This window comes from Micromonospora yasonensis, assembly GCF_026013475.1.
GTDB classification, from domain to species: domain Bacteria; phylum Actinomycetota; class Actinomycetes; order Mycobacteriales; family Micromonosporaceae; genus Micromonospora; species Micromonospora yasonensis.
In genome coordinates, this window is the sequence record NZ_JAPDPH010000027.1 from 19,130 (window position 1) to 38,215 (window position 19,086).

General features: G+C 72.4%; 18 protein-coding genes and 1 tRNA gene. 4 read left to right on the forward strand and 15 right to left on the reverse strand.

Annotated features, from left to right (window positions below):
* The first annotated feature begins 60 nt into the window (after positions 1–60).
* Complete coding sequence (galE, locus tag ONA70_RS08705; protein WP_265005832.1) at positions 61–1,044, forward strand: UDP-glucose 4-epimerase GalE; 984 nt, start codon at positions 61–63, stop codon at positions 1,042–1,044.
* Positions 1,041–2,228, forward strand: coding sequence for a galactokinase (gene galK / locus ONA70_RS08710; protein ID WP_265005833.1), 1,188 nt, complete (start codon positions 1,041–1,043; stop codon positions 2,226–2,228). The genes galE and galK overlap by 4 nt, the downstream gene beginning before the upstream one ends.
* Positions 2,229–2,287: 59 nt before the next feature.
* Here galK and cysN read toward each other — a convergent pair whose 3' ends face one another.
* From cysN to ONA70_RS08755, 9 genes are all read right to left on the reverse strand, one after another.
* The gene (cysN, locus tag ONA70_RS08715) at positions 2,288–3,586 is read right to left on the reverse strand and encodes a sulfate adenylyltransferase subunit CysN (protein WP_265005834.1); all 1,299 of its coding nucleotides are present in this window, start codon (positions 3,584–3,586) and stop codon (positions 2,288–2,290) included.
* A complete protein-coding gene (gene cysD, locus ONA70_RS08720; RefSeq protein WP_265005835.1) occupies positions 3,586–4,497 on the reverse strand; it encodes a sulfate adenylyltransferase subunit CysD in 912 nt (303 codons plus the stop codon). Before cysD ends, cysN begins: the two co-directional genes overlap by 1 nt.
* Before the next feature lie 80 nt (positions 4,498–4,577).
* Entirely contained in the window at positions 4,578–5,411 is an 834-nt protein-coding gene (locus tag ONA70_RS08725) for a 3'(2'),5'-bisphosphate nucleotidase CysQ (protein ID WP_265005836.1), read from the reverse strand.
* 96 nt (positions 5,412–5,507) lie between these two features.
* Positions 5,508–6,098, reverse strand: a complete 591-nt coding sequence (gene pth / locus ONA70_RS08730) for an aminoacyl-tRNA hydrolase (RefSeq protein WP_265005837.1) — start codon at positions 6,096–6,098, stop codon at positions 5,508–5,510.
* A 137-nt stretch (positions 6,099–6,235) separates the two neighbouring features.
* A complete protein-coding gene (locus tag ONA70_RS08735; protein WP_265005838.1) occupies positions 6,236–6,925 on the reverse strand; it encodes a 50S ribosomal protein L25/general stress protein Ctc in 690 nt (229 codons plus the stop codon).
* Positions 6,926–7,230: 305 nt separating this feature from the next.
* Positions 7,231–8,211: a ribose-phosphate diphosphokinase gene (locus ONA70_RS08740; protein WP_265005839.1), complete on the reverse strand. Its 981-nt coding sequence runs from the start codon at positions 8,209–8,211 to the stop codon at positions 7,231–7,233.
* 117 nt (positions 8,212–8,328) lie between these two features.
* A complete protein-coding gene (glmU, locus tag ONA70_RS08745; RefSeq protein WP_265005862.1) occupies positions 8,329–9,744 on the reverse strand; it encodes a bifunctional UDP-N-acetylglucosamine diphosphorylase/glucosamine-1-phosphate N-acetyltransferase GlmU in 1,416 nt (471 codons plus the stop codon).
* Positions 9,745–9,906: 162 nt separating this feature from the next.
* A tRNA-Gln gene (locus tag ONA70_RS08750) sits at positions 9,907–9,978 on the reverse strand.
* 182 nt (positions 9,979–10,160) lie between these two features.
* Entirely contained in the window at positions 10,161–11,021 is an 861-nt protein-coding gene (locus tag ONA70_RS08755; protein WP_265005840.1) for a helix-turn-helix domain-containing protein, read from the reverse strand.
* Between the two features lie 122 nt (positions 11,022–11,143).
* Between ONA70_RS08755 and ONA70_RS08760 the strand changes: the two genes are divergently transcribed.
* On the forward strand, positions 11,144–12,124 hold the full coding sequence (locus ONA70_RS08760) for an acyl-CoA desaturase (RefSeq protein WP_265005841.1): 981 nt from the start codon (positions 11,144–11,146) through the stop codon (positions 12,122–12,124).
* Positions 12,125–12,313: 189 nt separating this feature from the next.
* Positions 12,314–13,000: a TetR/AcrR family transcriptional regulator gene (locus ONA70_RS08765; RefSeq protein ID WP_265005842.1), complete on the forward strand. Its 687-nt coding sequence runs from the start codon at positions 12,314–12,316 to the stop codon at positions 12,998–13,000.
* Positions 13,001–13,012: 12 nt separating this feature from the next.
* Here the strand turns inward: ONA70_RS08765 and ONA70_RS08770 are convergent, their stop codons facing one another.
* The 6 genes from ONA70_RS08770 to ONA70_RS08795 all read right to left on the reverse strand — a co-directional run bounded on the left by ONA70_RS08770 (position 13,013) and on the right by ONA70_RS08795 (position 19,075).
* On the reverse strand, positions 13,013–13,483 hold the full coding sequence (locus ONA70_RS08770; protein ID WP_265005843.1) for a DUF4383 domain-containing protein: 471 nt from the start codon (positions 13,481–13,483) through the stop codon (positions 13,013–13,015).
* A gap of 115 nt (positions 13,484–13,598) precedes the next feature.
* On the reverse strand, positions 13,599–14,054 hold the full coding sequence (locus tag ONA70_RS08775; protein ID WP_265005844.1) for a DUF4383 domain-containing protein: 456 nt from the start codon (positions 14,052–14,054) through the stop codon (positions 13,599–13,601).
* A gap of 93 nt (positions 14,055–14,147) precedes the next feature.
* A complete protein-coding gene (locus tag ONA70_RS08780; RefSeq protein ID WP_265005845.1) occupies positions 14,148–15,947 on the reverse strand; it encodes an ABC-F family ATP-binding cassette domain-containing protein in 1,800 nt (599 codons plus the stop codon).
* A gap of 237 nt (positions 15,948–16,184) precedes the next feature.
* Positions 16,185–17,138 carry a 4-(cytidine 5'-diphospho)-2-C-methyl-D-erythritol kinase gene (locus ONA70_RS08785; RefSeq protein ID WP_265005846.1) on the reverse strand — a complete coding sequence of 318 codons (954 nt, stop codon included), beginning with the start codon at positions 17,136–17,138 and terminating at the stop codon, positions 16,185–16,187.
* 85 nt (positions 17,139–17,223) lie between these two features.
* Entirely contained in the window at positions 17,224–18,093 is an 870-nt protein-coding gene (rsmA, locus tag ONA70_RS08790) for a 16S rRNA (adenine(1518)-N(6)/adenine(1519)-N(6))-dimethyltransferase RsmA (protein WP_265005847.1), read from the reverse strand.
* 82 nt (positions 18,094–18,175) lie between these two features.
* Positions 18,176–19,075, reverse strand: coding sequence for a TatD family hydrolase (locus ONA70_RS08795; protein ID WP_265005848.1), 900 nt, complete (start codon positions 19,073–19,075; stop codon positions 18,176–18,178).
* Positions 19,076–19,086 lie beyond the last annotated feature (11 nt).

A 19,086-nucleotide genomic window follows, 5' to 3' on the forward strand; every position in this document is an offset into this window, starting at 1 on the left:
GGGCCTAGGGTGATCGACGGACGGTCGGCGCGGGGCCCGGCCAGGCAGGGAGGACCCGACGTGAAACTGCTCGTCACCGGCGGCGCCGGCTACATCGGCAGCGTGGTGACCCGGATGCTGCTGGACAACGGCCACGACGTCACCGTCCTGGACGACCTGCGCACCGGCCACCGAGCGGCCCTCGCCCCCGAGGCCACCCACGTCGACCTGTCGGTCCACGAGGTCGCCCGGGTGCTCACCCCGGACGCCGGCTTCGAGGGCGTGCTGCACTTCGCCGCGCTGATCGCCGCCGGCGAGTCGATGGTCAAGCCGGAGCTCTACTGGGACACCAACACGGTCGGCTCGCTCGCCCTGCTCGACGCGGTCCGCGCCGCCCGGGTGCCCCGGCTGGTCTTCTCCTCCACCGCCGCCGTCTACGGCAACCCCACCGAGCTGCCCATCCCGGAGACCGCCGTCAAGGCGCCCACCAACACGTACGGGGCGACCAAGCTGGCCGTCGACATGGCGCTCACCTCCGAGGCGGTCGCGCACGACCTGGCCGCCGTCTCGCTGCGCTACTTCAACGTCGCCGGGGCGTACCTGCACGACGGGCGGGCCATCGGGGAGCGGCACGACCCGGAGACCCACCTCATCCCGCTCGCCCTCGACGTGGCCGCCGGCCGGCGCGACAAGCTCCAGCTCTTCGGCGACGACTACCCCACCGTCGACGGCACCTGCGTCCGCGACTACATCCACGTGGCGGACCTGGCCCGGGCCCACCTGCTGGCGCTCGACGCCGCGACCGCCGGCCGGCACCGGATCTACAACCTGGGCAACGGCAACGGCTTCACCAACCGGCAGGTGATCGAGGTGGTCCGCGAGGTCACCGGCCATCCGGTGCCGGTCGAGGTGGCCCCGCGCCGCGAGGGCGACCCGGCCGAACTGGTCGCCTCCTCCGCGCTGGCCCGCGCGGAGCTGGGCTGGGTGCCGGTTAAGGCCACCCTGCGGGACATGGTCGGCGACGCCTGGGCGTTCTATCGCGAGCACGTCCTGGGGCAGCGGTGACCGGTCCCGACCCGGCCGCCGCGCCGTCCGGCGATGTCGCGGCCCGCGCCACCGCCGGCTTCCGGCAGCGGTACGGCACGCAGCCGGCGGGCCGCTGGGCGGCTCCCGGGCGGGTCAACCTGATCGGCGAGCACACCGACTACAACGACGGCTTCGTGCTCCCCTTCGCGCTGCCGCTGCGTACCGTGGTCGCCGCGGCCCCCGGCGACGACGAACGCTGGACGGTCTGTTCGGAGCTGGACGACGACGCGGTGGAGTTCGGGCCGGACGAGGCCGACGAGCCGGGCCGGGTCACCGGCTGGGCCGGCTACGTCGCCGGCGTGGTCTGGGCGCTGCGCGCCGCCGGCCACGCCGTCCCCGGCGCCCGGCTCGCCATCGCCTCCGACGTGCCGGTCGGCTCCGGGCTCTCCTCGTCGGCGGCCGTCGAGTCCGCGGTGCTCGCCGCCCTGGTCGAGCTGGGCGGGCTCGACCTGCCCGCCGAACGGTGGCCCCGGCTGGCCCAGCGGGCCGAGAACGAGTACGTGGGCGCGCCCACCGGGATCATGGACCAGTCGGCGGTCATCCGGGGCCGGGCGGGGCACGCCCTCTTCCTGGACTGCCGCAGCGAGGAGGTCGAGCAGGTCCCGTTCGACCTGGACGCCGCCGGGCTCGCCGTGCTCGTGATCGACAGCCGCGCCCCGCACCGGCACGCCGACGGCGAGTACGCCTCCCGCCGCAGGTCCTGCGAGGAGGCGGCGCAGGCCCTCGGGGTGGCCGCGCTGCGCGACGTGGACCTCGCCGACCTCGACGCCACGCTGGACAAGCTGCCCGACGACGAGACCCGTCGCCGGGTCCGGCACGTGGTCACCGAGGACCAGCGGGTGCTCGACATCGTCGCGCTGCTGCGCGCCGGCCGAGTACGCGACATCGGCCCGCTGCTGACCGCCTCGCACGCCTCGATGCGGGACGACTTCGAGATCACCGTGCCCGAGGTCGACACGGCGGTCGAGGCGGCCCTGGCCGCCGGGGCGTACGGGGCCCGGATGACCGGGGGCGGCTTCGGCGGCTGCGTCCTCGCCCTGGTCGACGCGGACTCCGCCGACGCCGTTGCCGCCGCCGTCAGCACCGCGTACGCCGAGCGCGGCTTCGCCGCCCCCGGCGCGGTGACCGTCCGCCCGGCCGCCGGCGCCGCCCGGCTCGACTGATCACGCCGCACGACCCTCCGGCCCCGACGGTCGGGGGCCGTTCGAGCAGTTGCGCGGGGTCAGCCGGCTTCGACGATCATGCCGGCGCCGACGGTGCGGTTGGTGGTCTCGTCGATGATCACGAAGCCGCCGGTGGTCCGGTTGCGGCGGTACTCGTCGGCGAGCAGCGGGACGGTGGTGCGCAGCCGGATCCGGCCGATCTCGTTGAGCTTCAGCTCGCCGGCCGCCTCGTCCCGGTGCAGCGAGTTGATGTCCAGCCGGTAGTGCAGGCCGCGCACGATCGCCCGCGCCGAGCGGGTGGTGTGCTTGATGGCGTACTTGCCGCCGACCTGCAACGGGCGGGTCTCGTCCAGCCAGCAGACCATCGCCTCGATGTCCTGCGCGACGGCCGGGGCGTTGTTCGGCCGGCAGATCATGTCGCCGCGCGAGATGTCGATCTCGTCGGTCAGCCGGACCGTCACCGACATCGGCGGGAACGCCTCGGCCACCGGGCCGTCCGCCGTCTCCACCGCAGCGATCCGGCTGGTGAAGCCGGACGGCAGCACCATCACCTCGTCGCCCGGCTTGAGCACGCCCGAGGCGACCTGGCCCGCGTACCCCCGGTAGTCGGTGACCGTGGTGGACTGCGGACGGATCACGTACTGCACCGGGAAGCGCACGTCGACCAGGTTGCGGTCGGAGGCGATGTGCACCCGCTCCAGGTGGTGCAGCAGCGACGGGCCCTCGTACCAGGGCATGTTCTCGGAGCGGGAGACGATGTTGTCGCCCTTGAGCGCGGAGATCGGGATCACGGTCAGGTCGGGTGCCTCGAGCTTCGCGGCGAACGCGGTGAACTCCGCGGCGATCCGCTCGAACACCTCCTCCGACCAGTCGACCAGGTCCATCTTGTTGACGCAGAGGACCAGGTGCGGCACCCGCAGCAGCGAGCAGAGGAAGGCGTGCCGGCGCGACTGCTCGACCAGGCCCTTGCGGGCGTCGACCAGGATCAGCGCCAGGTCGGCGGTGGAGGCGCCGGTGACCATGTTGCGGGTGTACTGGATGTGCCCGGGGGTGTCGGCGATGATGAACTTCCGCCGGGGCGTGGCGAAGTAGCGGTACGCCACGTCGATGGTGATGCCCTGCTCCCGCTCCGCCCGCAGGCCGTCGGTGAGCAGGGCCAGGTTGGTGTACTCGTCGCCGCGGGCCGCGCTGACCGCCTCGACCGCGGCGAGCTGGTCGGTGAAGAGCGACTTCGTGTCGTACAGCAGCCGGCCGATCAGGGTCGACTTGCCGTCGTCGACGCTCCCGGCGGTGGCGAACCGCAGCAGGTCCATCTGGCGGGCCGCCGGCGCGTCCGTCTCCAGCGTCTCTGTGCTCATCAGAAGTAGCCCTCCCGCTTGCGGTCCTCCATGGCGGCCTCGCTGACCCGGTCGTCGCCCCGAGTCGCGCCGCGCTCGGTGATCCGCGTCGCGGCCACCTCCTCGATCACCTTCTCCACCGTGTCCGCGTCGGAGCGGACGGCCGCGGTGCACGAGGCGTCGCCGACGGTCCGGTAACGCACCTGCGCCTTGAACCGCTCCTCGCCCGCCTTGGGCCGGATGAACTCGTTGACCGCGTAGAGCATGCCGTCCCGCTCGATCACCTCACGCTCGTGCGCGTAGTAGATCGACGGCAGCGGGATCCGCTCCCGGGCGATGTAGTGCCAGACGTCCAGCTCGGTCCAGTTGGACAGCGGGAACACCCGAATCGACTCGCCCGGGTGGTGCCGGCCGTTGTAGAGCGACCACAGCTCCGGCCGCTGGTTCTTCGGGTCCCACTGGCCGAACTCGTCGCGGAAGCTGAACACCCGCTCCTTGGCCCGGGCCTTCTCCTCGTCCCGCCGGGCGCCGCCGAACAGCGCGTCGAAGCGGTGCTTCTCCACCGCGTCGAGCAGCACCGGGGTCTGGATCCGGTTGCGCATGCCGTCCGCCGACTCGCGGACCAGCCCCGCGGCCAGGGCCTCCGGGACGCTCGCCACGATCAGGTGCAGGCCCAGTTCGGCGACCCGCTGGTCGCGATACTCCAGCACCTCGGGGAAGTTGTGCCCGGTGTCCACGTGCATCACCGGGAAGGGGATGTTGGCCGGGGCGAACGCCTTCTGGGCCAACCGGAGCATCACGATCGAGTCCTTGCCGCCCGAGAACAGCAGCACCGGGCGCTCCATCTCGGCGACCACCTCGCGCATCACGAAGATGCTCTCCGCCTCCAGCGCGTCGAGGTGGGAGACCTGGTACGCGGCCGGGGACGTCATCGGCGAAACTCGATTCCCTCAGATCCGTTCATCGGAATTCCAGACCTTTCCGGTCGGACTCGTCAAGAAGAACGTTCAGGCTACCCGGAATGCCGCTGCAACGCTGCAAGCAACCGACTGGCGAGATCCTTGCGGCAGACCAGCAGGTCGGGTAGGCGCGGGTCGGCCTCGTTGTATTTCAGCGCAGAACCGTCGATCCGGGAAGCGTGCAGTCCGGTGGCCGTCGCCACAGCGATCGGCGCCGCCGAGTCCCACTCGTACTGACCGCCGGCGTGGATGTACGCGTCCACCTCACCGGCCACCACCGCGGCGATCTTCGCGCCCGCCGATCCCATCGGCACCAGGTGCGCCCCGACGCCCTCGGCCAGGTCGGTCAGGAAGACCGGGGGACGGCTGCGGCTCGCGGCCAGCCGGATGGTCCGCACGCCGGGCGCGGTCGCCGCCTCCAGCGTCATCGGCGGATACGCCGGCGGGTAGTCGGTGGCCAGCACCCGGTGCTGCGCCGGCAACCCCACCGCCCCGGCGACCAGCCCGTGCGGCGTCGGCGCGTTCCGCGCCCAGAGCGCCACGTGCACCGCCCAGTCCGACCGGCCCTCCTCGGCGAACTCCCGGGTACCGTCCAACGGGTCGATGATCCACACCCGGTCGGCGGTCAGCCGGGACACCGCGTCCGGGCTCACCTCCGCGGTCCAGGCCAGCCGCGAGCCCTCGTCCTCCTCCGACAGCACCGCGTCCGCCGGCCGCCACCGCGCCAGCTCGGTACGGATCAGGTCGTGCGACACCTTGTCCCCGGCCGACTTCAACGCCCCCGGGTCGGCGAAGCCCAGCTCCGTACGCAGGTTCATCAGCGCCTGCCCGGCGCGGGCCGCCAGCCACCGGGCGAACGCGCCGTCGATCATCGGAGGACTGCCCATGCTTCCGCTCCCGTCGCTCGCCGTCACCGGCATCCGCCACGTCAGAAAGGCGCAGACTACCGGCCGAGAACCCCGCGCGCCCGGGACGACGGCTGGTCAGGTCCCGTGGTAGAGGTTCTGGGTCGGCTCCACACCCTTGGTGATCACCGACTCCACCACGTCCGCCGCCCGGTCGACCAGGAACTCCAGCTCCTTACGCTCGGACGAGGAGAAATCCGACAGCACGTAGTCCGCCGGATCCTGGCGCCCCGGCGGCCGGCCGATGCCGAAGCGCACCCGCACGTAGTCCTTCGTGCCGAGCGACTTCGACATCGAGCGCAGGCCGTTGTGCCCGCCCTCGCCGCCGCCGCACTTGACCCGCAACTGCCCGTACGGGATGTCCAGCTCATCGTGCACCGCGATCACCCGGCCCGGCGGGATCTTGTGGAACTGCGCCAGCCCGACCACCGGCCCACCGGACAGGTTCATGTACGTCAGCGGCTTCACCAGCACCAGCTTCGGGCCGCCGAACCCCAGCCGCCCCTCGGCGACCTCCGCCACCGCCCGCTTGTGCCGCCCGAACTTCCCGCCCAGCCGGCCGGCCAGCAGTTCGGCCACCATGAAGCCGACGTTGTGCCGGTTGCCCGCGTACTCCCGACCGGGGTTGCCCAGGCCGACCACCAGCCACGGCCCCGACTCGTCCGTCACGCCACGTCCCTTCCCTCACGCCCGACGACTCCAGCTCGGCGCGGCCACCGCCGCGCCACGACCGGAGCCCGTCGCCCGATACGCCGACAGGCGCCCCCGGAGAACCGGGGACGCCTGTCGCACAGCCTGCGGACCGATCAGGCCTCGGTCTTCTCCTCGGCAGCCGGCTCGCCCTCGGCCGGAACACCCTCCGGAGCCTCGGCGGTCTCCTCGCCGACCTCGGCCTCGGCTTCCTCGGCGGCCTCCTCGACCTCAGGCAGGGTGGCCTCGAGCTGCTCGGCGGTCGGGGCGGCGGTCACCGTGGCGACCGGCAGCTCCGGGTCGGCGGCCAGCTCGACACCGGCCGGCAGCTGCACGTCGGCGGCGGTGACCTGAACACCCGGCACAGCGCCGTCGATCGAGGCCTCCAGGTGGTCCGGCACCTTGGTGGCGTCGGCGGTCACCGAGAGGGTGTCGTGGTCGTGCACGATCAGGGTGTCCTTCGCGGCCTCACCGGTCAGCTCGACCGGGACCTCCACGGTCACCTTCTCGCCGCGGCGGACCAGGAGCAGGTCGACGTGCTCGAAGGTGTCCTTGATCGGGTCACGCTGGATCGCCTTCGGCAGCGCCAGCACCTGCGTGCCGTCGCTGACCTCGATCGCGAAGAGCTGGTTCGCACCGCCCTTGCGGATCGCGGCGGCGAACTCACGCGCCGGGAGCGCGATGTGCTTCGGCTTCTCGCCGTGGCCGTACAGCACGGCGGGCACCTTGCCGGCCCGGCGGGTACGACGGGCACCACCCTTGCCGAACTCGGTGCGGGGCTCGGCGCTGATCTTTACCTCGGACACGGGGAAACTCCTGATGCTTTCGCTGCGGCGGCTTGTCGACTGGCGGTGCTGGGGCGAGGGGCTCGCTGGGGCTCATGCGTCATGAACGACTGCCCGGAGCACCGCGTCGATGACGGCGCCTCCGTGCGGTGCTTTTCAGCCCGCCGGGCACCCTCGCCGTGGCAACCGCACCAGTCTACCCGAGGGATTTCCCGGCTATCCGGCAGTCCCCACCTCACCGCCGCGGCCGGCCCGCAGCGCGGCGGCCCGGCCGCCGACCGCCCCGGCTCGCGGCGTCGGACGCGCGAGCCGGGACCGCGTACGAATCAGCTCAGGCCACCGAAGAGCGTGGTCACCGAACCGTCGTCGAAGACCTCCCGGATCGCCCGGGCCAGCAGCGGCGCGATCGACAGCACGGTGATCTTGTCGAGCTGCTTCTCGGGCGGCAGCGGCAGCGTGTTGGTCACCACGACCTCGCTGATCGGGCTGTTCTTCAGCCGCTCGGTCGCCGGGTCCGACAGCAGCGCGTGGGTCGACGCGACCACGATCTCCGCCGCGCCCGACTCCTTCAGGATGTCCGCGGCCTTGGTGATCGTGCCACCAGTGTCGATCATGTCGTCGACGATCAGGCACACCCGGCCCTCGACCTCACCGACCACCCGGTTCGCCACCACCTGGTTCGGCTTCAGCGGGTCCCGGGTCTTGTGGATGAACGCCAGCGGGCAACCACCCAGCCGGTCCGTCCACCGCTCGGCCACCCGCACCCGGCCCGAGTCCGGCGCGACCACGGTCATCGGCCGGCCAGCGTACCGGTGCTCCACGTACTCGGCGAGCACGTCCATCGCGAAGAGGTGGTCCACCGGGCCGTCGAAGAAGCCCTGGATCTGCGCGGTGTGCAGGTCGACCGTCAGGATCCGGTTCGCACCCGCCGTCTTCAGCAGGTCGGCCACCAGCCGCGCCGAGATCGGCTCCCGGCCGCGGTGCTTCTTGTCCTGCCGCGAGTACGGGTAGTACGGCAGCACCACGGTGATCCGTTTGGCCGAACCACGCTTCAGCGCGTCGATCATGATCAGGGTCTCCATGACCCAGGTGTTGACGCCGTGCGTCACGGACTGCACCACGAAGGCGTCCGAACCGCGCACCGAGTCCTTGAACCGTACGAAGAGTTCCCCGTTGGCGAACTCGTACGAGTCGGAAGGCGTCGGCGCGATGCCGAGCACCTCACCGATCTCCTTGGCCAACTCCGGAAAGCCCCGTCCGGAGAAGAGCATCAGGCTCTTGCGGTTTTCGGCGACGATGCTGCCCATGGGCCCGTCTGCTCCCGTTATGTCGGTGTTTCCCGGCGGCGGTGGGGCCGCGGACTATTCGGTTGCAGTATCCCCCGCGTTCACCGGTCCACCCGTTGCCCGGCGGTCCCCGTGGATTCAGTCACCTTCTCTTGCGGCTCCGGCCTCGCCCGACGCACCCTCTCGGGCCTGCCGCGCCGCCTCGGCCGCGGCGGCGGACGCCGTACCGGCCCGCTTGCGGGCCACCCAGCCCTCGATCGCCCGCTGCGGCGCCCGGGTCACCCCGAGCGCACCCGGTGGCACGTCCTGGGTGATCGCGCTGCCCGCCGCGATGTACGCCCCCGCGCCCACCTCGACCGGGGCGATCAGGCTGGTGTCGCAGCCGACGAAGGCCGCCTCGCCGACCACCGTGCGGTGCTTGTTCACCCCGTCGTAGTTCACGAAGATCGTCGCCGCGCCGATGTTCGCCTTCGCGCCGATCGTGGCGTCCCCGACGTACGACAGGTGCGGCACCTTCGCGCCGGCACCCACCTCGGAGTTCTTCACCTCGACGAAGGTGCCCACCTTCGCCTTCTCCGCCAGCTTCGCCGCCGGCCGCAGGTACGCGAACGGCCCCACCGTCGCCCGCGGCCCGACCTCGGCGCCCACCGCGTGGCTACGCACCACGCTGGCGCCCTCCGCGACGGTGGTGTCGATCAGCGTGGTGTCCGGCCCCACCGTCGCCCCGGCGCCGACCACCGTCGCGCCCTGGAGCTGGGTGTTCTGGTCGATCACCGCGTCCCGCTCGACGGTCACCGTCACGTCGATCCAGGTGGTGTGCGGATCCAGGATGCTCACCCCGGCCCGCATCCAGCCCTCGTTCACCCGGTCCCGCAGCAGCCGGCGCAGCGCGGCCAACTCGACCCGGTCGTTGCAGCCCAGCGTCTCCACGTGGTCCGGGGCGCAGTGCACCGCCACCGGCTCCCCAGCGTCCCGGAGCAGGCCGAAGACGTCGGTCAGGTACTCCTCGCCCTGGTCGTTGTCGGTGGAGAGCTTGCCCAGCGCGTCCCGCAGCCGGGCCACGTCGAACGCGTAGATGCCCGCGTTGATCTCCCGCAGCGCGCGCTGCTCCGGGGTCGCGTCCCGCTCCTCGACGATCTGCTCCAGCCGGCCGCCGGCGTCCCGCACGATCCGGCCCAGGCCGGTCGGGTCCGGCACCTCGGCGGCCAGCACGGTCGCCGCCGCGCCCGCGCCCTCGTGCGCCTCCACCAGCGCCGCCACGGTCTCCGGCCGCAGCAGCGGCACGTCCCCGTTGATCACCACGACCGTGCCGGCGGCCTCCGGAACGGCGTCCAGCGCGATCCGCACCGCGTGCCCGGTGCCGAGCTGCCGCGCTTGGAGCACCGGGACGGCGTCCGGGTCCACCTCAGCCAGGTGCCCCCGGACCTGGTCGGCGCCGTGCCCGACCACGACCACCGTGCGGTCCGCGCCCAACGGCGCGGCGGCGGCCAGCACGTGACCGAGAAGGGTACGGCCGAGCAGCGGGTGCAGCACCTTGGGCAGGGCCGATTTCATCCGCTTGCCCTCACCGGCGGCGAGCACGACAACGGTGCGGAGGTGGGGCTGGGGCACGACGTGGCTCCCGTCGGGACGGCGACACTCTCGCGGCCATGCTAACCAGACCGCAGTGGAAACCGCCGAATACCCCGACAAGGGGGCACCGGCACCAGAAAACTGCTCGGCCGCCAGGGTTCGAACCTGAAACACGGGTACCAAAGACCCGGGTGTTGCCAATTACACCACGGCCGAAGGGTCATTCACAGCTTAGCGCCTGCCGTCCGACGTCACGTTGCCCGCACCTGGCCATGGCTCTGCCACCAGCCCCTCCACCACGCCTTCTATCCAGAGATACAGCTCACGGGACTTCGGCACCCGCACCTCCAGGCAGCTCGATAGTCCGCACCGACGTTGCTGGCGCATAGCGGTAACCCTCAGCCGCTCGTCGGCCCGCTCGGGGCAGTCGCTACGGCGGCAAAGATCTCGGCAACCAGTCCTTCAATCCGCCAGTAGAGCTCGCGGCTGCCCGGCACGTTGATCACCAGGCAGCCGTGGTAGTCACTGCCGATGTTCCGACGGACCGTAGCCACCCGGTGCTGCTTGATGGTCGAGCGCTTGAACCGGTCAACGGGGAGCCCTAGTTTCTCCGCCCACCAACAGATCGCCGCCTCGGCGTCGGCCGCCTCGTGGATGCTCACCCGGTAGGTCGGCATTACCCGATCGATCCCGCACGCTGCGAGGAAACGCAGGAAGAGCGCGAGTATGCCGGGGTCGCTGTTGATGAACTGCAGGTGATCGTCCCGCCGCCAAGGCTTTGATTTGGTGCCCTCACACCAGTAAATCGCGGCGCCAAGGAGCAAAAGATCCCGCTCGTCCAGCGCGCCGACCACCTCCGCCCCGCGTGCCTGCTCGGCCGCCTGCGCGGCGTCGCGCGCCTCGCGGTGTGCCGACCACCGGGCGTCGGTCATCAGCTTCGACCGGGCCCGCCGCCGCTCCGCCGCCGCCTCGTCCGGATCCAACGGCAGATGCTTCACCCACTGGTACGCGGTCGACTTCGCCACACCGAGCTGCTGCGCGATCTCGTTGACCGATCGTCCGTCGGCGCGCAGCCGCACCGCGTCGGCCCGCAGCGCATCCTTGGCGTTCGGGCGACGGGTCCAATCGGGCGGCGGTACGCCGCGCAGCAACGCGTTCGCCCGGTCGTGGCCGATGCCCAGCCGGGCACAGATCGCACGGACGGAGAGCTGCTCCTCGACGCGCAGGCGGCGCGCCTCATCGGCGAGCGGGTCGGTCACTATCGCAGGCTAGAACGGACGTACGACAAGGAAGTCGATTCACATCCGAGACTGTCCACTGCGATCTAGGCCGCTGCTGGTTACGGTGACGTAGGCGTAACCCGTCCCGCTGGGAGGTGCCAATGTCGACCGCCCTGACCGGCCCGAATACCGGCCCCAAGCCGCTGACCGAGGGTCACCAGTCCCGGGGCATCCTGGTCGCCCTCTGGGCCTTCGTGGTCGTACCGTTCCTCGCCCTGCTCGCCGCCGTGCCGATCGCCTGGGGCGGCTGGCTGGGCTGGAGTGACGTGCTCGTCGCCGGCTTCTGGTACATGCTGTCGGGGCTCGGCGTCACCGTCGGCTACCACCGCTACTTCACCCACGGCTCGTTCAAGGCGAAACCGTGGCTGCGGGTGGCGCTCGCGGTCGCGGGATCGTTCGCCGTGCAGGGCGAGGTCATCCAGTGGGTGGCCGACCACCGCCGGCACCACGCCTTCTCCGACCAGGAGGGCGACCCGCACTCGCCGTGGCGGTTCGGGGCGAGCGTCGGGGGGCTGACCCGGGGGTTGTTCCACGCGCATGTGGGCTGGCTGTTCAACCGGGAGCTGTCCAACCGGGAGCGGTTCGCCCCGGACCTGCTCGCCGATCCGGCCACCCGCCGGATCGACCGGCTGTTCCCGGTGCTGGTGGCGATCTCGTTGCTCGGGCCGGCCGCGATGGGCGGGCTGCTGACCTGGTCTTGGCAGGGCGCGCTGACCGCGTTCTTCTGGGGCGGGCTGGTCCGGATCGCGCTGCTGCACCACGTCACCTGGGCGATCAACTCGGTCTGCCACGTCTACGGGGAGCGTCCGTTCGCGGTGCGGCAGGGCGACCGGGCGGCGAACTTCTGGCCGCTCGCGCTGCTGTCGTTCGGGGAGAGCTGGCACAACCTGCACCACGCCGACCCGACCAGTGCCCGACACGGGGTGCTGCGGGGTCAGCTCGACCCGTCGGCGCGGGTGATCTGGTTGCTGGAGAAGGCCGGCGCGGTGTGGGCGGTGCGGTGGCCGAGGCCGGAGCGGATCACCGCGAAGCTGGTGGAACCGGGGCCGGTGCGCACCCGGTCGGCACGGCGGGAGCGATAACCGGGCGGCCGGACGGGCGCCGGCCTGGCAGGATGGCCGGATGACCGACCTTCGGCGCCGCCGACCGGCCGGCCCGCCCAGCGGCTGGCTCCGCAGCGGCCGCGACGCCGGGCCGCGGGTCCGCGGGGGGACGACATGAGCGGGCAGATCCCACGGCAGGGCGTCACCGAGCGCCGGCGAGGTGACGCGATGACCGAGGTTTCCGGCAACGACGCCAGCACCGCCCGGCGGCAGGCCGTTCCGGCGGCCAAGCCCTCTTCCCGGGTACGGATGTCCGCGGCGCAACGGCGCGAGCAGCTGATCTCGATCGCCCGGCAGATCTTCGCCGAGCGCGGTTTCGACGCCACCTCGATCGAGGAGGTGGCGGCCCGGGCGAAGGTGTCGAAGCCGGTGGTGTACGAGCACTTCGGCGGCAAGGAGGGGCTGTACGCGGTGGTGGTGGACCGGGAGGTCCGCTCGCTGCTGGAGCGGATCACCACGGCGCTGACCGCGGGGCACCCCCGGGAGTTGCTGGAGCAGGCGGCGTTGACGCTGCTGACGTACATCGAGGAGGAGACCAGCGGCTTCCGGGTGCTGGTCCGGGAGTCGCCGTTGATGTCGGCGACGGGCAACTTCAGCAGCGTGATGAACGACGTGGCGCACCAGGTGGAGCACATCCTGGGCGCGGAGTTCTCCAGCCGGGGGTACGACCCGAAGCTGGCGGAGCTGTACTCGCAGGCGCTGGTCGGCATGGTGGCGCTGACCGGGCGCTGGTGGCTGGAGGTGCGCAAGCCGCGGAAGGAGACGGTCGCGGCGCACCTGGTGAACCTGGCCTGGAACGGCCTGTCGCACCTGGAGGCGAAGCCGGGGCTGATCACGGTCCGCAAGCCGGGGTGACCCGGGGACCGGTCAACGGGCCTCGGCGACCGGGTGGTGGCGGCGGCGCCGTTCCGCGTCGGCGTGTTCGGGCGGGCCGACCTTGTCGTAGAGGCCGGTGCCGAGCAGGGTCAGCCCGAACAGCATCGACACGATGACGGTCGACATCGAGAAGTTCAGGAAGTTCGCCGGGGTTTGCAGCAGGGCCATCATCAGGATGCTGGTGAACAGGAAAACTCCCCCGGCGGTCAGGTTCATGTAGTGCCCGAGGTTGGTGCGACGGGACGCCCCGATCAGCAGGAACGCGCCGAACACGACGGAAACCAGCGCGAACGCCAGGTTGGTGCGGAGCCCGAGCGCCCAGTGACCGTCCCGGGCGAAGAGTGCCTCGCCCCAGGTCAGGAACGTTCCGTACACCCCGAAGACCAGAATGTAGAGCCCGATCAGCCCGGAGAGGGCGCGGTAGATCGGCCGCGCGGGATGGTTCACCGGGATGTGTGCCATGGAGACCCTCCAGCCGAGCGACCGATTCGGGGCAATTGTCACCTAGCATGCCCCGTCCCGTCCCCGGAAAACGCCGAAGGCCCGGCAGACTGCCGGGCCTTCGGGATGGCTGGGGTCAGAGCACCAGCCGGGCCTTCTGCCACTTCTCGTGCTCCTCGTCGGTGCCGACCTTGCCGTACATGCCGGCCATCAGGAGCACCAGCGACAGGGTCAGGACCACGATGACGGTCATGACCGAGAAGTTGAAGATGTTGGCGTCGGTGTGCAGGAACGCCAGCTCGGCCAGGCCGAGGGCCATCAGGACGTAGGCCAGCCACTGGTTGATCGCCACGTCGAGGTTGCGGCCGATCACGACGCCGAGCAGGATCACGGCCCCGAGCACGATGGAGACGAGCGAGAAGCCGAGGTTGGTGCCCTGGCCGAGGAGCTTGGTGTCGTCCTGGGCGAGGACGTCGTTGCCGGCGCTCACGACGATGCCGAGCACGCCGAAGACGACGAAGTACAGACCAACGAGCCCGCCGATCGCCCGGTAGATCGGCCGCGCGGGGTGGTTGACGGGGGTGTGGGCCATCTCTGCGTCTCCAAGACCGTTCGGATGAGGGGTCGCCTGCGATTGTCCCGTACGCCGAGGTGTGACGCCGCACACCCCCCACCTCGTGTCCCGTCAGCCGGCCGGCAGCTCCTCGGCGAGGGTCAGCCAGGCCTCCTCGGTGCGTTCCCGCTCGGCCCGCAACTCCTTCAACTGGGCGTCCAGCTCGGCCACCTTGGCGTAGTCGGTGGCGTGCGCGGCGAGCTGCTCGTGGAGGGTGGCCTCCTTCTGCTCCAGCTTGGCGATCTGCCGTTCCAGCTTGCCGAGTTCCTTGCGGGCGGTGCGTACCTCGGCGGCGGACATGCCCTCGCGTTCGGGGGCGGCCGCGGCCGGGGTGAGGTCGGCGGGCGCCGGGCCCCGGCCGGCGGCGGCCCGGGCCAGGTACTCGTCGACGCCGCCGGGCAGATGCACCAGCCGCCCGTCGCCGAACATCCCGTACGCGACGTCGGCGACCCGCTCGATCAGGTACCGGTCGTGGCTGGCCACGATGATCGTGCCGGGCCAGGAGTCGAGCAGGTCCTCCAGCGCGGCGAGGGTGTCGGTGTCCAGGTCGTTGGTGGGCTCGTCGAAGAGGAGCACGTTGGGCTCGCCGGCGAGCAGCCGGAGCATCTGCAGCCGGCGGCGCTCGCCGCCGGAGAGGTCGCTGACCGGGGTCCAGAGCCGCCGGTCGTCGAAGCCGAAGATCTCGGCGAGCTGAGCGGCGCTGATCTCCCGGTCGCCGAACTGGACGCGCCGGGCCACCTCCTCGACGGCTTCGAGGACGCGCAGGTGGCCGGGGAGTTCGGCGAGTTCCTGGGAGAGGAACGCGGGCCGGACGGTCTGCCCGGTGGTGAAGCGCCCGCCGTCGGGGCGAGTGACGCCGGCCAGCATCCGCAGCAGGGTGGTCTTGCCGGCGCCGTTGCGGCCGAGGATGGCGACCCGGTCGCCGGGGCCGACCTGCCAGCTGACGCCGTGCAGGATCTCCTTCGGGCCGGCGTGCAGGGTGACCTGGTCCAGGTCGTACACCTGCTTGCCGAGCCGGGCGGTGGCGAGCCGTTGCAGCGACATGCTGTCGCGTGGCTCCGGTACGTCGGCGATGAGCGCGTTGGCGGCCTCGATGCGGAACTTCGGCTTGGAGGTACGCGCCGGCGCGCCCCGGCGCAGCCAGGCGATCTCCTTGCGGAGCAAGTTCTGCCGGCGGGCCTCGGTGGCGGCGGCGACCCGCTGCCGCTCGACCCGGGCGAGGGTCCACGCGGCGAAGCCGCCCTCGTACGCCCGCACGGTCTGGTCGGCGACCTCCCAGGTGGTGGTGCAGACGGCGTCGAGGAACCACCGGTCGTGGGTGACCACGGCGAGCGCGCCCTTGCGGGTGACCAGGTGCTTCGCCAGCCAGTCGACGCCGCCGACGTCGAGGTGGTTGGTGGGCTCGTCGAGGATGAGCAGGTCGGCGTCGCGGACCAGCAGCGCGGCCAGCGCCACCCGGCGGCGCTCGCCGCCGGACATCGGCCCGACCGGCGCCTCCAGGCCGAGGTGGGGCATGCCGAGTCCGTCGAGGATGGCCCGGACCCCGGCGTCGCCGGCCCACTCGTGCTCGGCGCCCATGCTCTCGGCCAGCCAGGCGGTGCCGAGGACGACGTCGCGGACGGTCGCCTCGGGGGCCAGGTTCAGGGTCTGCGGGAGCCAGGACACCCGCAGGTCGCGCCGGTGGGTGACTCGGCCGTCGTCGGGTTCCTCGAGGCGGGTGAGCAGCCGCAGCAGGGTGGACTTGCCGGCGCCGTTGAGGCCGACCACGCCGACCCGGTCGGCGTCGTCGAGGCCGAGCGAGACGTCGGTGAGCAGCGGCCCGGCGGCCCCGTACCCCTTGGACACCCGGTCCAGGTTGACGATGTTGGCCACTTCCCCACCTTTCATGATCAAGGCGTCCCGGTGCCGGCGGGCACCTCAGGACGCCTGGCCCCTCAGGGTACGCGGGTCCGCCCGACGGATGTCCGGCCCCGACGAGGGTCAACGGCCCCCGCCGCCCGGTTTGTTCCGCCAGGTCGCCGACCTGGCGGTATCCGGGCGGCCGGGACACCGCCACATCGGCGACGCCGAGTCGATCTTGCAGCGCGGCCGGCCAGGGCGGCCGGGCGGTCAGACGATGCGGGCGCCGGCGACGGGGCCGTGGGCGACCCGGGCCTCCCGGCAGACCCCGGCGGCTTCCAGGTCGGCCGCGATCCGTCCGGCGTCGGCCCCGTCCCTGGCGAGGAAGACGCAGGTCGGGCCGGAGCCGGAGACGATGCCGGCGAGCGCGCCGGCCACCTCCCCCGCCTTGAGCGTCTCGGCCAGGGCCGGGCGCATGGTCAGCGCGGCGTCCTGGAGATCGTTGCCGAGGGCGGCGGCGAGCACCCGCGGGTCCCGCTGGCGCAGCGCGGCGAGCAGCCCGTCGGTGCTGCCCAGCGGCTGGCCCGCGGTGCCGGCGTCACGGAGCCGGTCCAGCTCCCGGTACGCGGCCGGGGTGGAGAGGCCCCCGTCGGCGACCGCCACCACCCAGTGCCAGGAGGTGGGGCGGGCCAGCACCGGGCTGACCGCCTCGCCCCGGCCGGTGCCGAGCGCGGTGCCGCCGTGGATCAGGAACGGTACGTCGGAACCGAGGTCGGCGGCGATACCGGCCAACTCGCCTCGGGACAGGCCGGTGCCCCAGAGCGCGTCGCAGGCCACCAGGGCGGCGGCCGCGTCGGCGCTGCCCCCGGCCAGCCCGCCGGCGAGCGGGATCTGCTTGCGCAGGTGCAGCCGGGCGTGCGGCAGCACGCCCGCGTAGCCGGCGAGGGCGTGGGCGGCCCGGATCGCCAGGTTGGAGTCGTCCAGGGCCAGTTCGCCGGCGCCCTCGCCCTCCATGGTGAGGGTGAGCGTGTCGCCCCGGCGGGCGGTCAGTTCGTCGTAGATGGAGATCGCGTGGTAGACGGTGTTCAGCTCGTGGTAGCCGTCCTGGCGCAGCGGGCCCACCCCGAGGTGCAGGTTGACCTTGGCGGGCACCCGGACCTTCACCGGCCCGCTCGCCCCGCGTCGCTGCCCGTCCTCGTCGTCCGGTCGCCAGGCCTCGGTCACGGGGCGATGTCCCGCGGGCGCAGGCGGATGTCGAACGGCTTCTCCACGGTCAACTCCTCGGCGGGGTCGGGCAGTGGCGCCCAGCCTACTGGGCGGTCGAGGGGGCGGTCGGGGCCGACGCGGCGATCGCGGCGAACTGCTCCACGGTGAGTGACTCCCCGCGTGCGCCGGGGTCGACCCCGGCGGCGGTGAGCGCTTCGGCGGCCCGGTCGGCGCCGCCGGCCCAGCCGGCCAGGGCGGCCCGCAACGTCTTGCGGCGCTGCGCGAACGCCGCGTCCACCACCGCGAAGACGGCCGCCCGGGGCACGTCGGCGCGGGGCGGCGCGTGCCGGGTGAAGGCGACCAGGCCGGAGTCGACGTTCGGCACCGGCCAGAAGACGTTCGGCGGGACCTTGCCGGCGGCTCGGGCCCGGGCGTACCAGGCGAGCTTGACCGACGGGACGCCGTACACCTTGGAGCCGGGACCGGCGACGAGCCGGTCGGCGACCTCCTTCTGCACCATCACCAGACCGTGCCGCAGGGTGGGCAGCTCGGCGAGCAGGTGCAGCACCACCGGCACGGCGACGTTGTACGGCAGGTTCGCCACCAACGCGGTGGGCGCGGGGTCGGCCAGGTCGGCGGCGGTGACCCGCAGCGCGTCGCCGGGGTGCACGGTGAGCCGGGCGGCGTCCGGGCCGGCGAACCGGGCGGCGGTCGCCGGCAGCGCGGCGGCCAGCGCCGGGTCCAGCTCCACGGCGTGCACGTGCGCGGCGACCGGGAGCAGGGCCAGGGTGAGGGAGCCGAGTCCGGGGCCGACCTCCAGCGCCACGTCGTCCGGGGCCAGCCCGGCGGTGGTGACGATCCGGCGGACGGTGTTCGGGTCGTGCACGAAGTTCTGGCCGAGCTTCTTGGTCGGCGTCACGCCGAGCCGGGCGGCGAGTTCCCGGATCTCCGCCGGGCCGAGGAGACCGGTCACGCCCCGTAGCGTATGCGGCCCGGCCTGGATGCAAGGAGGGGCCCCTTCTTAACAGACGCCTGTTAAGAAGGGGCCCCTCCTTTCACCACGGCCCGAAGGTGCGGTTGCCGGTGGCGGAGATCGCGGCGCAGAGGGCGTCGAGGTCGGTCCCGGTGGTCTCGGCCAGGAACCGCACGGTCAGCGGGATGAGGTACGACGCGTTCGGCCGGCCCCGGTGCGGCATCGGGGTCAGGTACGGGGCGTCGGTCTCCACCAACATCTGGTCGACGGGGGTGACGGTGGCGGCCTCGCGGAGCGCCCCGGCGCTGCCGAAGGTGACCGTGCCGGCGAAGCTGAGCAGGTAGCCCCGGCGGACGCACTCGCGGGCGAAGTCGGCGTCGCCGGAGAAGCAGTGCAGCACCACCGTGTCCGGGGCGCCCTCGTCGTCGAGGACGCGCAGCACGTCGCCGTGCGCGTCCCGGTCGTGGATGACCAGCGCCTTGCCGTACCGCTTGGCGATGGCGACGTGCGCGCGGAAGCTCTCCTCCTGCGCGGCCCGCCCCTCGTCGCCGGTCCGGAAGAAGTCCATCCCGGTCTCGCCGATGCCGCGTACCCGGTCGCGGGCGGCGAGCGTCTCGATCTCGCGGAGCGCCTCGTCGAGGTCGGCCAGGCGCGGGGCCTCGTTCGGGTGCAGCGCCACGGTCGCCAGCACCGCGCCGTACCGCTCGGCGACGTCGGCGCTCCAGCGGGACGACTCGACGTCCACGCCGACCTGGACCAGCCGGTCGACGCCGACGCCGGCGGCCACCGCGATCGCCGCCGCCACCGGGTCGTCGGCAGGCCCGCCGCCGGGTACGCCGGCCTCGCTGACCGTGATGTCCAAGTGGGTGTGGCTGTCCAGCACGGATACGGCCAGCGCCTCCGGGGCGGGCGGGAACTCCCCGGCTCGGCGGGCGGCGCGCTGCTTGCGGGTTTCGGTCTGCTCCGTCATCGCGGCCAGCATCACACACCGTC